The sequence below is a fragment of the uncultured Parabacteroides sp. genome, from assembly GCF_947855115.1.
In the GTDB taxonomy this organism is placed as follows: Bacteria; Bacteroidota; Bacteroidia; order Bacteroidales; family Tannerellaceae; genus Parabacteroides.
In genome coordinates this window covers 17,952-33,314 of the sequence record NZ_CANTZW010000015.1, presented here as the reverse complement: position 1 = coordinate 33,314, position 15,363 = coordinate 17,952, and the positions used below count along the sequence as shown (strand labels likewise).

General features: G+C 46.4%; 12 protein-coding genes. 9 read left to right on the top strand and 3 right to left on the bottom strand.

Translation table 11 applies throughout. The features are described 5' to 3' along the window. The first annotated feature begins 515 nt into the window (after positions 1–515). The 9 genes from Q0110_RS10570 (at position 516) to dapA (ending at position 10,792) form a co-directional block, all read left to right on the top strand. The gene (locus tag Q0110_RS10570; RefSeq protein ID WP_297906115.1) at positions 516–2,069 is read left to right on the top strand and encodes an SLC13 family permease; all 1,554 of its coding nucleotides are present in this window, start codon (positions 516–518) and stop codon (positions 2,067–2,069) included. After that, on the top strand, positions 2,057–2,668 hold the full coding sequence (gene cysC, locus Q0110_RS10565) for an adenylyl-sulfate kinase (protein WP_297906114.1): 612 nt from the start codon (positions 2,057–2,059) through the stop codon (positions 2,666–2,668). Before Q0110_RS10570 ends, cysC begins: the two co-directional genes overlap by 13 nt. Before the next feature lie 8 nt (positions 2,669–2,676). Continuing rightward, positions 2,677–3,585, top strand: a complete 909-nt coding sequence (cysD, locus tag Q0110_RS10560) for a sulfate adenylyltransferase subunit CysD (RefSeq protein WP_297906113.1) — start codon at positions 2,677–2,679, stop codon at positions 3,583–3,585. A gap of 12 nt (positions 3,586–3,597) precedes the next feature. Then, on the top strand, positions 3,598–5,040 hold the full coding sequence (gene cysN, locus Q0110_RS10555) for a sulfate adenylyltransferase subunit CysN (protein WP_297906112.1): 1,443 nt from the start codon (positions 3,598–3,600) through the stop codon (positions 5,038–5,040). 3 nt (positions 5,041–5,043) lie between these two features. Beyond that, on the top strand, positions 5,044–6,147 hold the full coding sequence (locus Q0110_RS10550; RefSeq protein ID WP_297906111.1) for a sulfotransferase: 1,104 nt from the start codon (positions 5,044–5,046) through the stop codon (positions 6,145–6,147). Between the two features lie 143 nt (positions 6,148–6,290). Next, positions 6,291–7,229: a PCMD domain-containing protein gene (locus Q0110_RS10545; protein ID WP_297906171.1), complete on the top strand. Its 939-nt coding sequence runs from the start codon at positions 6,291–6,293 to the stop codon at positions 7,227–7,229. Positions 7,230–7,329: 100 nt separating this feature from the next. Next, entirely contained in the window at positions 7,330–9,324 is a 1,995-nt protein-coding gene (gene ligA / locus Q0110_RS10540; protein ID WP_297906110.1) for an NAD-dependent DNA ligase LigA, read from the top strand. Next, complete coding sequence (locus Q0110_RS10535; RefSeq protein ID WP_297906109.1) at positions 9,325–9,846, top strand: hypothetical protein; 522 nt, start codon at positions 9,325–9,327, stop codon at positions 9,844–9,846. A 52-nt stretch (positions 9,847–9,898) separates the two neighbouring features. Then, complete coding sequence (gene dapA / locus Q0110_RS10530) at positions 9,899–10,792, top strand: 4-hydroxy-tetrahydrodipicolinate synthase (RefSeq protein ID WP_297906108.1); 894 nt, start codon at positions 9,899–9,901, stop codon at positions 10,790–10,792. A 150-nt stretch (positions 10,793–10,942) separates the two neighbouring features. On the opposite strand, the gene Q0110_RS10525 is transcribed toward dapA, so the two are convergent. The 3 genes from Q0110_RS10525 to Q0110_RS10515 all read right to left on the bottom strand — a co-directional run bounded on the left by Q0110_RS10525 (position 10,943) and on the right by Q0110_RS10515 (position 15,295). Then, positions 10,943–12,712: an ATP-binding protein gene (locus Q0110_RS10525; RefSeq protein ID WP_297906107.1), complete on the bottom strand. Its 1,770-nt coding sequence runs from the start codon at positions 12,710–12,712 to the stop codon at positions 10,943–10,945. Positions 12,713–12,727: 15 nt separating this feature from the next. Next, entirely contained in the window at positions 12,728–13,414 is a 687-nt protein-coding gene (locus Q0110_RS10520; protein WP_297906106.1) for a response regulator transcription factor, read from the bottom strand. Positions 13,415–13,528: 114 nt separating this feature from the next. After that, positions 13,529–15,295 (bottom strand): dolichyl-phosphate-mannose--protein mannosyltransferase, encoded by a 1,767-nt coding sequence (locus Q0110_RS10515; protein WP_366139663.1) that lies wholly within the window; start codon positions 15,293–15,295, stop codon positions 13,529–13,531. Positions 15,296–15,363: the final 68 nt, after the last annotated feature.

The following is a 15,363-nucleotide window of genomic DNA, read 5'->3' as shown; positions in this document are numbered from 1 at the left end:
CTATATATGTGTGACAGAATTGGTCGTTTTGTTCCTAAAAACAGACCTAATCCAAGCTTTTTACCTTTACGATCTCTCTATTTGAAGCTTTCTGAAAAGAGAGTGTGTCAGTACAAACGGCATATTTTGATCAAACTGTCGTGGATATGGCTTGTTTGCCGACAATCGCTTTTCTAGCCCGAATAAAGAAATCTTATAAATAATGATAAATCCCGTTATTTCTGTAGAGACGGGGCGTGCCCCGTCTCCCACCGACTGGTAGTATTTTAAATCAAGAAGACAAATTACTATTTTGAGGGGATGAGACGGGGCACGCCCCGTCTCTACAACAAGCCGTACGATGTATTTTTGTTTATCTGGTTATGAGCGAGATGTTGAGAGCCGCCTTGTTGGAATATCGGTTGGCCTATAATCAACCATTATTGGTCTATATCCCAATAAACCTAAAAATAGGCTGGTGAAAGGGGCGCACACTTGAGTATTCTTATTATTTTTGCGTTCTTAAAAGTAAATACATGAATTTTGATATAGCGTTTGTGTTGCTGGCCCTGGTTGGAATGATCGCTGCCTTGATATGGGATAAGATGCGGCCCGGGATGGTACTCCTGACGGTGGTCGTGTTTTTCCTCTGCGTTGGCATCCTCTCACCCAAGGAGATGCTGGAGGGCTTTAGCAACAAAGGGATGATAACCGTAGCCATGCTGTTCCTCGTCAGCGAGGGAGTGCGGCAGAGCGGGGCTTTAGGCCAATTGATCAAGAAACTGCTTCCGGAGGGGAAGACTACCGTTTTCAAGGCGCAGGCGAGGATGCTCCCGCCCGTGGCTTTCGTATCGGCATTCTTGAATAATACGCCGGTGGTGGTTATCTTCGCCCCGATCATCAAGCGATGGGCAGAGGCGGTGAAGCTTCCGGCCACGAAGTTCTTGATACCTCTCTCGTATGTCACGATATTGGGTGGTATATGTACCTTGATCGGTACGTCTACGAATCTGGTAGTGCATGGTATGATACTGGAGGCGGGGTACGAGGGCTTTACGATGTTTGAGCTGGGGAAGGTCGGTGTTTTTATCGCTATCGCCGGTATTCTATATTTGTTCGCTTTCTCGAATAAACTGCTTCCTGACTCAAGGACGGATACGATATCCGAGGATGGGGAGGACGAGAATCCCGGAAACTTCCACCGGGTGGAAGCCGTGCTGGGCGCACGTTTCCCGGGTATCAACAAGACCTTGGGAGAGTTTAACTTTACCCGCCATTACGGGGCGATCGTGAAAGAGGTGAAAAGCGGCGGTCAGCGTTTTACCCGTAATCTGGATACGGTGGTATTGCATGAGGGCGACACCTTGGTGTTGTGGGCAGACGATTCCTTCATCCCGACATGGGGCGAGTCTAGCGTCTTCTTGATGTTGGCGAATGGCAATGAGGCTATGGAACCGGTATCGAGGAAGAAACGCTGGTTGGCCTTGGGATTGTTGATCTTTATGATCGTGGGGGCTACGATAGGAGAGTTGCCCGCCGTGAAAGAGGCTGTTCCAAGCATGCGCTTGGACATGTTCTTCTTCGTCAGCATCACGACGATCATCATGGCATGGACCAAGATCTTCCCGCCAAAGAAATACACGAAATACATCTCTTGGGATATCTTGATAACGATCGCTTGCGCCTTCGCTATCAGCAAGGCCATGGAGAATTCCGGCTTTGCCTCCATGATAGCCCGCCATATAATCAGTATGGCCGACGATTTGGGGCCGTATGCATTGCTGGCGATTATATTTATTATTACCAATATATTTACGGAGTTGATCACGAACAACGCTGCGGCGGCCTTGAGCTTCCCGATCGCCTTGTCGGTCGCCACGCAACTGGGGGTGGATCCGACCCCTTTTTTCGTCGTGATCTGTATGGCGGCATCGGCTAGTTTCAGTACGCCGATCGGCTACCAGACCAACCTGATCGTACAGGGTGTAGGAGGCTATAAGTTCACGGATTTCGTGAAGATAGGCCTGCCCTTGAACCTGATCACGTTCTTGATCTCCGTGTTTGTAATACCTATGATATGGAAGTTTTAGAAAATAATATCTATCCGATTTTCGACCGCATGCTGGGTCGTGAGGATAAAGAGGCGCTTCTGGGGCAAAGGGGCGTGATGGTGTGGTTCACGGGCTTGAGCGGCTCGGGAAAAAGCACGATCGCTATCGCCTTGGAACGTGAGTTGCATAAACGGGGACTGCTTTGCCGCATCCTCGACGGAGATAATATCCGTAGCGGTATCAATAACAACCTGGGGTTCTCGCCCGAGGACCGGGTGGAAAATATACGCCGTATCGCCGAGGTGGGAAAACTGTTTGTCGATACGGGTGTCATAACCTTGGCGGCTTTTATCAGCCCGAACAACGAGTTGAGGGAGATGGCATCCTCTATTATCGGAAAAGCGGATTTCTTGGAGGTTTACGTAAGTACGCCGCTCGCCGAGTGCGAACGCCGTGACGTGAAAGGCCTGTATGCCAAGGCACGGAAAGGCGAGATCAAGGAGTTTACCGGGATTTCCGCCCCGTTCGAGGCACCGGAGCGTCCGGACCTGTCCTTGGATACCTCCGTGTTGAGCGTGGAACAATCCGTGAGCCGGTTACTGGAATTGATCATACCGAAAATAGAAATTAAACACTGAAAAAAAATATGTCTGATTACAAGTTAAGTCATTTACAGGAGTTGGAGGCCGAGTCTATCCACATCATTCGTGAGGTAGCCGCCGAGTTCGAGAATCCTGTTATGCTTTATTCCATCGGGAAGGACTCTTCCGTGATGGTCCGTCTGGCCGAGAAGGCTTTCGCTCCGGGCAAGGTCCCTTTCCCGTTGATGCACATCGATTCGAAATGGAAGTTTAAGGAGATGATAGAGTTCCGTGATTCTTATGCGAAGAAATTCGGCTGGAACCTGATCGTGGAGTCTAATATGGAGGCTTTCCGGGCCGGTGTGGGGCCGTTTACGCACGGTAGTAAAGTACATACGGATTTGATGAAGACGCAGGCCTTGCTTCATGCCCTGGATAAATATAAGTTCGACGCCGCTTTTGGCGGTGCCCGTCGTGACGAGGAGAAGAGCCGTGCGAAGGAGCGTATCTTCTCGTTCCGCGATAAGTTCCATCAATGGGACCCGAAGAACCAGCGCCCGGAGTTGTGGGATATCTATAACGCCCGTGTGCATAAGGGCGAGAGCATCCGTGTATTCCCGCTATCGAACTGGACGGAACTGGATATCTGGCAATATATCCGTCTGGAGAATATCCCGATCGTTCCCTTGTATTTCGCTAAGGAGCGTCCGTGCGTGGAGATCGACGGTAATCTGATCATGGCGGACGATGACCGCCTGCCGGAGCAATACCGGGACCAGATCCGTATGCGTATGGTCCGTTTCCGTACGTTGGGCTGCTGGCCGCTGACTGGCGCCGTGGAGAGCGATGCGGATACGATCGAGAAAATCGTGGAGGAGATGATGACCACGACGAAGAGCGAGCGTACGACCCGTGTGATCGACTTCGATCAAGACGCTAGTATGGAGCAGAAGAAACGGGAAGGGTATTTTTAACACAGAAGAGACATGGCAGATACAAAATTAAATATAAAGGAATTCCTTGATAAGGATGAGCAGAAGGACCTGCTGAGATTCTTGACCGCCGGCTCGGTGGATGATGGTAAATCGACCTTGATAGGCCGATTGCTGTTTGATAGTAAGAAAATATACGAGGATCAGCTGGATGCCTTGGAGCGTGACAGCAAGCGTATGGGCAACGCCGGCGAGCATATCGACTACGCCTTGTTGCTGGACGGCTTGAAGGCCGAGCGTGAGCAAGGTATCACGATCGATGTGGCTTACCGTTATTTCAGCACGAACAACCGTAAGTTCATCATCGCCGATACTCCGGGACACGAGCAGTACACCCGGAATATGATCACGGGTGGTTCCACGGCGAATCTGGCGATCATCTTGGTGGATGCCCGCACGGGCGTGATCACGCAGACCCGCCGTCATACCTATCTGGTATCTTTGCTGGGTATCAAGCATGTGGTACTGGCCGTGAATAAGATGGACTTGGTGAACTTCGACAAGGATACGTTCGACCGGATCGTGGCGGATTATAAACGTTTCGTGGAGCCGCTGGATATCCCGGATATCACGTATATCCCCTTGTCGGCCTTGGATGGCGATAACGTGGTGGAGAAGAGTGATCGCACGCCTTGGTACGAGGGTACGTCTTTATTGGATTATCTGGAGAACGTGCCTATCGACTTGGATCGTAACTACGAGGACTTCCGTTATCCGGTGCAATACGTGTTGCGCCCGAATCTGGATTTCCGCGGGTTTAGCGGCAAGGTGGCCAGCGGTATCGTGCGTAAGGGAGATACGGTGATGGCGTTGCCTTCAGGGAAGACCTCGAAGATAAAGAGCATCGTTACCTACGAGGGTGAGTTGGAGCAGGCTTTCCCGCCTCAATGTATCACGATCACCTTGGAGGACGAGATCGATATCTCCCGTGGGGAGATGCTGGTGCACCCGGATAACTTGCCGATCCGCGACCGTAATTTCGAGGCCATGCTGGTGTGGATGGATGAGGAGGCGATGGACGTGAACAAGCAGTTCTACATCAAGCAGACCACTCATACGACACGTGCCCGTGTGGATAGTATCCGCTATAAGGTGAACGTGAACACGATGGAGCGATCTTCCGTGGATCATCTGGAACTGAACGAGATCGGCCGTGTGGTATTTACTACCGGCAAGGAGTTGTTCTTCGATCCGTATAGGAAGAATAAGCAAACCGGCTCGTTTATCTTGATCGATCCGATTACGAATAATACGTCTGCCGTAGGTATGATCATCGACCGTGTAGATGTTAAAGATATGGTGACGGAGGATGCCTTGGCTACCTTGAACCTCCCGGAGATGGGAATCGGAGAGGAGCACTACGAGGCGATCCGTAAGGTTTGTGAGGAGTTGAGTCGGCAGGGCGTGCCCGTGAAATGTATAACGGAAAAACGATAAGATATGGGATTGTTGGAATTTGATAAGTTACCGATCAATACGTTGGTCGGGGCGGATTGGGATACGTTCAAGAAGGTGACGGCCCGGCAGCAGATAGATAAGGGCTTTAAGGGTAAATATCGCCTTACGACCGGTGTTTGCCGCCTGTTGAGCGCCTTGAAGCCGATTGAGGATAGCCGATTCAAGAAATTGGCCGATAAGCCGCTGGAGATGGATCCCTTGTTTATCTTGGGGCATTGGCGGAGCGGTACGACCTTTGTGCATAATATCTTCGCCTGCGACAAGCATTTCGGTTATACCACGACGTACCAGACGGTATTCCCGCACTTGATGCTTTGGGGACAGCCTTTCTTCAAGAAAAATATGGCTTTCTTGATGCCGGATAAACGTCCGACCGATAATATGGAATTGAAAGTGGATCTTCCGCAAGAGGAGGAGTTCGCCTTGTCGAACATGATGCCTTATACGTATTATAATTTCTGGTTCTTCCCGAAACGCTGGATGGAGTATTGCGATCGTTACTTATTATTCAATGATATCACGGAGGAGGAGCGAAAGGTTTTCATGGATACTTTCATGCGTCTGGTAAAGGTCTCTCTCTGGAATACGAACGGTACGCAGTACTTGAGCAAGAACCCACCGCATACGGGACGTGTGAAGACATTGTTGGAGATGTTCCCGAACGCGAAGTTTATCTACTTGAAGCGAAACCCGTATACGGTATTCGAGAGTACCCGTAGTTTCTTCACGAATACGATCCAGCCATTGCGTTTGCAGGATATCACGAATGAGCAGATCGAGGCGAACTTCATCGAGGTATATCGCCGTCTTTTCTATAAGTACGAGGAGGAGAAGCACCTGATACCGGAAGGCAATCTGGTGGAAGTGAAGTTCGAGGATTTCGAGAAAGACGCTTTCGCTATGACGGAAAATATCTACAAGTCGTTAAACTTATCCGGTTTTGAGGAGTCTAAGGCAGATATAGAGAAGTATCTGGGCAAAAAGAAGGGCTACAAGAAGAACCAATATAAGTACGAGGATCGTACGGTTCGGCTTGTGGAGGAAAATTGGGGCATGGCCTTGAAGGAATGGAATTATGAATTATAGTTGACGGTGGGCAGTTGACAGTGGACGCAGTCGCCGCGAGCGGTAAATAACAGTTCACTGTCAATTGTCAACTATCAACTGTCAACTAAATAGGTATGGGTTTGAGTTTAAGAAAGAAAGTGTTATTTTTGGCAATCGCTTGTATGCCTTTATCCGTGGTTTTCGCGGACGGGGAAGGAGTGGTATCGGAGAATGTGGTGCCCTTCGCTTATGGAGACATGGATAATTGGGTTGTTCGTGAGATCCATGAGTCTGGCATTATCGGGGGCAATACGAAATTACTTTATGAGCTGGGCCCTTCGGATACGATTGTCGGTAATACGGCGTTTCACAATATGGGTGGTTCTCCTTGGGCTACTTCAAATGTGATGGCGAAGGTGCTGGGAGTGGTGAAAACCAATACGTCGGTTTTCCCGGAGAAACGGGGAGATGGAATGTGTGCCCGCTTAGAGACTCGTTTCGAGAGCGTGAAAGTGAGGTTCTTGGCATTAGATATAGAGGTGATCGCTGCCGGTTCTATCTTTTTGGGGATGGTACACGAGCCTATCTCTGGAACAAGAAACCCCCAAGCGATGTTACAATCTGGGGTACCTTTCACCAAGAAGCCGAAAGCGTTGCGGTTTGATTATAAGGTGAAAGCCGCTCCCGAGAAGAATCGGATACGTAGTACGGGGTTCAGCCGTAAGACGATGGTGCCGGGGCAGGATTCCTTGGCGGTGATCTTGTTGCTGCAGAAGCGATGGGAAGATAAGGAAGGAAATGTTTATTCCAAGCGGGTCGGCACGATGGTGCAACGTTATACGGAATCTACCTCTGATTGGGTGAATAAAGCTACTTATCCGATCCTTTATGGGAATATAACATCCAGGCCCGAGTATAAATCGTATATGCGTATACAGGTGGAGGAACGTTATACGTTAAATAGTAAAGGTAAAAGTGTTCCTATCCAAGAGGTGGGCTGGGCAGATCCGGACGAGACACCTACACATATGGTGTTGCAGTTCACTTCCAGCCATGGAGGGGCCTATATCGGCTCTCCGGGAAATACGTTTTGGATAGACAACGTGGAATTAATATACTAACTTAGTAGGCGGTTGGCAAGTGATAGTTGATAGTTTGCGTAGCGGTAAATAAATAGTAGACTGTCATTTGCCAACTGCCTACTATCAACTGTCAACAAATATGTTAAAGGCAAAGATAAAAGCCCTGCGTGATGAGCTGGAACAACATAATTATAATTATTATGTGCTTTCGGCACCGACGATATCAGACTTTGAGTTTGATAAGATGATGAAAGAGTTGCAGGAATTGGAGGAGGCGCATCCCGAGTTCGCCGATCCGGATTCCCCGACACGGCGAGTGGGGAGCGACCTATCGAAAGAGTTTGAGCAAGTGGTACATAAATATCCGATGCTTTCATTGGGTAATACGTATTCCGAGGATGAGATCCGTGATTTTTACGATCGTACGACCCGCTCCTTGAATGAGCCTTTCGAGATTGTGGCAGAGCTTAAATATGATGGTACTTCTATTTCTTTGACCTATGAGAAAGGACGTTTGGTACGTGCCGTGACCCGTGGTGATGGTACTCGCGGTGATGATGTGACGGCGAATATCAAGACCATCCGTTCGGTTCCATTAAGACTCCGGGGCACTGATTTCCCCGAGGAGTTCGAGATTCGTGGCGAGGTATTGCTGCCTTGGGCAGAGTTCGATCGCTTGAATAAGGAGCGGGAGGAACAGGAGGAATCCTTGTTCGCCAATCCTCGCAACGCCGCTTCCGGTACGTTGAAACAGCAGAATCCGGCTATCGTGGCCTCCCGTAAGCTGGATGCTTATTTCTATTATTTATTAGGAGAGAACCTGCCGGCCGAAGGACATTATGAGAATTTGCAAGCGGCCCGTACATGGGGCTTTAAGATTCCGGATGTGATCCGTAAATGCCAGAGTTTGCAGGATATATTCGATTATATCGCTTATTGGGATGTGGAACGTAAGAACTTGCCCGTGGCGACGGATGGAATCGTATTGAAGGTAAACTCGCTCCGTCAGCAGAGGAATTTAGGTTTTACGTCGAAAAGCCCTCGCTGGGCGATCGCTTATAAGTTTCAGGCAGAGCGTGCCGAGACCCGTTTGAACTCGGTCTCTTTTCAAGTGGGACGGACGGGGACGGTTACTCCTGTGGCGAACCTTGAGCCTGTATTATTGGCCGGGACGGTGGTGAAACGGGCTTCCCTACATAACGCCGATATTATCGAGGGGCTTGACTTGCATATCGGAGACCAAGTGTATGTGGAGAAAGGCGGGGAGATCATCCCAAAGATCGTGGGAGTGAATGTGGAGGCTCGTTCGATGCTGATGGGGGATAAAGTTCGTTTTATCCGTGTTTGTCCGGAGTGTGGTACTCCTTTGGTACGTCCGGAAGGAGAGGCGGCGCATTACTGTCCGAATGAGTCGGGCTGTCCCCCTCAGATCAAGGGACGTATAGAACATTTCGTGACCCGGAAGGCGATGAATATCAATATAGGCCCGGAGACGGTGGAGGATTTGTACAACGCCGGTTATGTGAAGAACTCGGCAGACTTATATACGTTGACGGTAGCGGATTTATTACGTTTGGAACGCTGGGCAGAGAAAAGCGCCCAGAATCTGATGTTAAGTCTGGAAGAATCCAAGCAAGTTCCCTTTGAGAGAGTCTTGTTCGGGCTGGGGATTCGTTTCGTGGGAGAGACGGTAGCTAAGCGTTTGGCCTCGGCTTTCCACTCGATTGAGGCATTGGAGCAGGCATCTTTAGAGGATTTGGTTGCCGTGGATGAGATCGGTGAGCGGATCGCCCAAAGTGTATTGAGTTATTTCTCGGACGAGAAGAATCGTATGCTGGTGAACCGATTAAAGGAACACGGTTTGCGGATGGCGGTTTCCGAGGAACAATTGGCAAACCGTTCCGAGAAGTTGAAAGGATTGACGATCGTGATCAGCGGGACATTTTCCAAGCACTCGCGTGACGAGTATAAAGCGATGATTGAGCAACATGGTGGCAAGAATAGCGGTTCCGTTTCTGGGAAGACCGATTATATCCTTGCCGGCGAGAATATGGGACCGGCGAAGCTGGAGAAGGCGGCGAAGCTGGGTGTGAAGATTATCAATGAGGATGAGTTCTTAAATATGCTGGAATAAATGTTTACGAATTATTTTATAAAGAAGAAGATACAAGCTTTAGCGTCGGATGCTACCAATCGTCCGCATCGTTCTCTCTCATTGGATGAGGCACGTTCGGTTTTGGTATTGTATAATATGGAGGATCACGAGGATGTCATGAGTGCCTTGGAACCTTTGCGTAAGGCGAGGAAGGATGTCAAGACTTGTGTATACGTACCGTCCGGCGGGGTAAATATCCCTTTTGACGATTCCAATATTCCTGTACACTCAAAGAACGATCTCAACGCATGGGGATTCCCTTCCGATAGTGTCTTGGAGAAGGTGAACGCTCTCAGGGCAGATATCTTGATCGATATCACTAGGCCGGGTTGTTATGCCTTGCAATATGTCGCTCTCCGGCATCCATCCACCTTCAAGGTCGGGATTAAGTATCCGGGCCAGGAATGGTATGACTTAGGCTTGACTGTAACAGATAAGGACGATATTCAGTATTTATTCGGACAGATATTATTTTATTTGCGTTCCATCCGTGCTAAATGATATAATTTCCTTATTTTTGCAGTGCTAAATAACAAAAAGGAATATTTTCCCCATGGCAGACATAAATTTAAAAGGAATGGGCGTGGCGCTGATCACGCCATTCAAGGAAGATGAGAGTGTAGACTACGAGGCGTTAGGCAAGTTGGTGGATTATCAGGTGCAGAACGGTACGGATTATTTGGTAGTGCTGGGAACTACAGCGGAAACTCCTACACTTACGGAAGAAGAAAAGAAAAACATTATAAACTTGGTGGTGACTCGGGTACGTGGTCGTATCCCTATCGTATTAGGTGTGGGAGGAAATTGTACACGTTCTGTTGTCGAGAAATTGAAGACCGATAATTTCGAGGGTATCGACGCTATCCTTTCGGTCGTACCTTATTATAATAAACCTTCCCAAGAAGGAATTTACCAGCATTATAAGGCGATCGCCAACGCCACTCACTTACCGATCGTACTCTATAATGTTCCGGGACGTACAGGCGTGAATATGACAGCCGAGACTACGCTTCGTATCGCTCGTGAGTTCGATAACGTGATCGCCGTGAAAGAGGCTTCCGGCAATATTACCCAGATGGATGATATCATCAAGAATAAACCGGCCCGTTTCAACGTGATCTCCGGTGACGATGGTATTACTTTCCCGTTGATGACACTAGGAGCGGTGGGAGTGATTTCCGTGATTGGTAATGCTTTCCCTCGTGAGTTCAGCCGTATGGTACGTCTGGCCTTAGCCGGTGATTATGATAGCGCACGTACGATTCATCATAGCTTCACGGAGTTGTTCAGTTTGCTGTTCGTGGATGGAAATCCTGCCGGGGTGAAGAGTATGTTGAATATGATGGGCTTTATCGAGAACAAGCTTCGTTTGCCTTTGGTTCCTACGCGTATTGTTACATATGAGAAGATTCGCGAGGTATTGAGACAGTTGAGCATTAAATGTTGAAGTTTTTCTAACAAGAATCATACACATTCCCTTATTCGGTAAATAAAATAAGGACTTCATATATCTCTATGAGAAGTGAAGTCCTTATTTTATTTATAATGCGATCAGACCCTTGATTGAATATTTAGAATAACGAAGGAGAGGATTCCTTTATAACTTCTTTTTCAAGGTAAAGAAGAAAGTAACCCCTTTTCCCGGACTGCTTTTCACCGATATTTGTCCTTTATGGAAATTGACCCCGTTTTTAACGATGGATAATCCCAACCCGGTTCCCCCGATCTTACGACTGCGGCCTTTATCTACTCGATAGAAACGTTCGAATATACGATTGATATGTTCTTCCGGGATACCAATCCCATTGTCGGAGAAACTGAAATAATAATATTTAGGATCCTCTTTGTAACAGTTGACAGTGATCCTTATATTTTCTCCCGCATAAGCGATAGCATTGTCATATAGGTTCCGGAATATGGAATAGAGCAGGGAGCTATTTCCGATCACGGTCGGGTCTCCGGGAAGGATAATTTCTGATGTGATATGTTTTTCTTCCATATCCTTAGAACATTCCTTTTGTATCTCGGCGATGAGTCTCGTGATATTAACTTCCGTGAGATCGAACATCTCGGATGCCTCGTCTAGTCTGTTTAATACGGAAATGTCCCGTAATAATCCCGTAAGGCGGGTGCTTTGCGAGTAGCAACGCTCTAAGAAAAACTGGCGTTTGTCCGGACTTAGGTCTGGGTTGGATAAGATTGTCTCCAGATATCCTTGGATACTGCTGACAGGCGTTTTTAGCTCATGAGAGACATTTTGTGTAAGTTGGCGTTTCATCCGGCTTTCTTGTTCTTGGCGGGATATATCGTTAATGGAGATCTCGTAACTATTATCGAGGAATAAAATACATTCGATCAAAAATATCTTACCGTTCTTATCGATGGTCACGGACTCTCTCATTACTTTCTTTTTCCTGTTTAGGTTTCGTATGTTTTTATTTAAGAAAGTACGGATAGGGTCTAGCTCGGCTATATTGATGACATCTTCTATTTGGTGGATTTGTGTATCAGATATGACATTTATGAATTGAATAAATAAGATATTGGATAGAATCTCCCGTCCCTCGTTTGTGAACATAGCAAAACCTTCCTTGGAATACTGGAAATGTTTGATTAATTTTTCCCGTTCCATGGATAGTTCATTTTTCGCTTTTTGTTGCCGGTGGTACAAGGTTACGATATTTTGTGAGATATCTCCTAACTCATCGTTCGGGAATACATAGTCGACCACAGGCATTTGATCCTTCTCAACATTTAAGGCGAAATCCCTTAATTTAGATATCGTTTTTCCTATACTGAAAGTAAAACGGGAGAGGACGAAGAAAAAGATCAAAGTCATCAGCGCCATGAAATAGATGAAATCCTTGTTTACGGTCAATATCCCTTTTACATACGGGTCATAGGGTAGAGCCGAGCGATAGATATAGCCTCCTATATTTGACGCGGAGTAAAAATATCTTTTTCCCGTGGATTCAGAGGAACGGATGGCGAATCCTTCGTTATATAGCCGTGCTTTGCGGACTTCACTTCGGTCATTATGATTATCGAATCCGTCCGTTCCGCTATTGTCGAACAATACGTCGCCGGATGGATCTATAATGGTTACCCGCAAATCTTTTTGAGGGATGTCATCCATAAAGCTTGTTACAGTCTTATAGATGTCAGTGTTTTGTTGGCATTTACGGAATAATTGGTAATTATAGTTACTCAACACATGATTCAACTTCTCTTGTGCGAACTCTCTTTCCCGCTGATATTGGAAGAGCAGGAAACAGACCGTAAAGCCCAAAAACATGAAGAAGATCGACCAGAAAAGCCGTTGGCTAAACGGTATCCGATGTCTTTTTTCACCCTCTATTTTTACCATGATTCAATGACAATATTAGCATTCGAAACAATAACCGAAACCTAAACGAGTTACGATGTTCTTTCCATAAGGACCTATTTTCTTACGTAACCGGGTGATGTTGACATCGATCGTACGGTCTAGGACATATACCTCATCTTTCCAGATACGTGATAGTATTTCTTCTCTGGAGAATACGTTTCCTTTATTTTCTAATAGAAGCTTTAGTATCTCAAACTCTTTTTTTGTTAATGGGACTTCCGCTCCGTCTACTGTGGCTTTGATGCGCTTCGTGTCTAAGGCCAATGTCTCGTATTCGAGCTTCTCGACCTCTTTTTCCTTTGATTTCTCGGAAGTCCTTCTTAGTACAGCCTTGACACGTGCCATTACTTGGCGAATGGAAAACGGCTTGGAGATATAGTCGTCTGCCCCGAGATTAAAGCCCGTGAGCATGTCGTTCTCCGTATCTTTGGCCGTCAGGAAGATGATAGGGATATTGGCTGTTTTCTCATCTTGTCTCAAGATACGTGCCATCTTGAAACCGGAGATTTCTCCCATCATGACATCTAGCAATAATAAATTGTAAACAGCCAGATCCTTTTTCAATGCCTCTTCCGCACTATAAGCGGTATCTACTTCATAACCTTCTATTTCCAGATTAAACTTAAGGATCTCACACAAATCCTCTTCGTCATCCACTACAAGAATACGAGTTGTTGCCATAATATGTTCTGTTTTTTTGAGGAGAATTCTTAGACTCTCCATGCGCAAATATATTTATTTGAGGGCAAAGAACGGATATTCTTATTTCGGCGAAATGAAATATGTGTTACATTTCTATTTCAGCTCAAACTCGCTAAGTACAATTTTCTGTTTTAACTCGCTGAACGTTTGAACGGATTTGGTCAATATACGGAATGTATATTTATCCCCATAGGTAGAAAGCACTTTTTCCATCTCTTTTTCTCCGATCAGGAAATAACCTTTAGCGGGTATTTCCTTGTCGAAGTCATGGAATATATTTCCCATATAGAAATTTAAGCCATAAAGATTTCTATAAATCCGAAGGTTATTTACGACATATACGTTCTCCTTATTTAGCGGATACTCTTTTAGGATACGCTCTGCGAAATTACGGCAAGAGTCTCCTTCACGAATACCCCTCATAATGACACCGTCGATTAATAAATTGACCGTAAATGTCAAGGCGATCGTGGCATAGAGAATCTTGATGTTTATTTTCTTAAACATCTGGTAATAGACTGTTCCCAGCATCAACAGATTTATGCCGATAATACAGATCGTGAGCGTATTGGGGCGAACCAATACTTTTGATACCATTTGTACCGTATCTATGGTTAATGTGTCTTGCGTATATTGGCAGACAATAGATACGGGGTTAATGGCTCCGAACATTGTGAGTAAGATCGCTATCATGACAACGCTTACCACCGAGACTAGAAAGGCAGCGAATACTCGTGTCACTTTCATCCGATATTCCGTGATATATAAGGCATACTGGGCCAAGAATAAGGCGATGAACGGATAGGCCGGCATTAAATATACACTTCGTTTACTCGAAGGGATTGAATAAAAGAAGAGGATACCTACCAAGGCAACCAAGCTAAATAAACGAACTTTTTCCATGGAACGAATGCGTTTCCACGTATTCTTTAAAGTCTCTTTAAGAGGTTGCCTCGGCTGGCTAAGCTTTAGCCCGAATAAAGAGAAGAAAAAGAAAATCGTCCAAGGGATAAAGCCTGCCGCCAATGTCATGAAATTATACCAGACACCGTTCTCGTGTCCTAGGTCATAGGAAATCTCTGGAGTACTTAGGTGTAAAAAACGGGCGAAATTTTCCGCTAATACGACATTGAGGAATGCGTCTCCTCCCTGTTTCCATGCGGCGATATACCATAACATTGGTAAGAATAAAGAAGAAACTCCCGCATATAATAAAGCCTTGAATATTGTAAGGTAATTATATTGGCCTAGCATTAGTAAATAAATGCCGAATACGAACAATGGCAACACGATACCCACCGGGCCTTTTGTAAGTACGGCGCATCCTAATAATAAAGGAATGAATATGGGAAGGCCTTTCAACTCCAGTTTTTCTTCCCATCGGTATAACTGGAAAAGCCCTATGACAATAAAAGTCGTGAGCAACATGTCTACCCGGGTCGTCATGGCTGCCCGGTGTATTTCTACACAAGTGACTAGTAAGAGGGTCGCTATAAACGCCTCCTGGAACTTTACGATCCGTTTACCGAAAAAGACCAATACGAACCCGATCAAAGTAATGAAAGCTAATGCGGAAGGCAGGCGAGAGGTAAACTCGGAAACGTATCCTTGCGGATAAGAGAAAACCGCCATTAGCCAATGTGCCATTGGGGGCTTGAATGCGAACTCGTTTGCATATGATTGTGGCAAGACCCAATTTCCAGTCTCAAGCATGGAGATTGCTACTGCCGCTTCCCGCGGTTCTCCTTTCGTGGAGAAATCTCCTAAGCCAATCCAAGGTAGCACGGATATAATACAGATTACTACCATCATAGTAACTGGCTTTTGCAAGTAAAGATATTGAAGTGTAGGTGTACGCATATGATAATTAATATAGAGGGCTTTGCCCCATTGATGTTATAAAACAGTTTGCAAAAGAACAATTTTTT

Bases quoted from the DNA above. Each gene is read 5' to 3' on its own strand.
- dapA (WP_297906108.1), top strand. From the start codon at position 9,899: ATGGCAGACATAAATTTAAAAGGAATGGGCGTGGCGCTGATCACGCCA.
- Q0110_RS10550 (WP_297906111.1), top strand. From the start codon at position 5,044: ATGGGATTGTTGGAATTTGATAAGTTACCGATCAATACGTTGGTCGGG.
- Q0110_RS10570 (WP_297906115.1), top strand. From the start codon at position 516: ATGAATTTTGATATAGCGTTTGTGTTGCTGGCCCTGGTTGGAATGATC.
- cysN (WP_297906112.1), top strand. From the start codon at position 3,598: ATGGCAGATACAAAATTAAATATAAAGGAATTCCTTGATAAGGATGAG.
- ligA (WP_297906110.1), top strand. From the start codon at position 7,330: ATGTTAAAGGCAAAGATAAAAGCCCTGCGTGATGAGCTGGAACAACAT.
- Q0110_RS10525 (WP_297906107.1), bottom strand. From the start codon at position 12,712: ATGGTAAAAATAGAGGGTGAAAAAAGACATCGGATACCGTTTAGCCAA.
- Q0110_RS10515 (WP_366139663.1), bottom strand. From the start codon at position 15,295: ATGCGTACACCTACACTTCAATATCTTTACTTGCAAAAGCCAGTTACT.
- cysC (WP_297906114.1), top strand. From the start codon at position 2,057: ATGGAAGTTTTAGAAAATAATATCTATCCGATTTTCGACCGCATGCTG.
- cysD (WP_297906113.1), top strand. From the start codon at position 2,677: ATGTCTGATTACAAGTTAAGTCATTTACAGGAGTTGGAGGCCGAGTCT.
- Q0110_RS10520 (WP_297906106.1), bottom strand. From the start codon at position 13,414: ATGGCAACAACTCGTATTCTTGTAGTGGATGACGAAGAGGATTTGTGT.
- Q0110_RS10535 (WP_297906109.1), top strand. From the start codon at position 9,325: ATGTTTACGAATTATTTTATAAAGAAGAAGATACAAGCTTTAGCGTCG.
- Q0110_RS10545 (WP_297906171.1), top strand. From the start codon at position 6,291: ATGCCTTTATCCGTGGTTTTCGCGGACGGGGAAGGAGTGGTATCGGAG.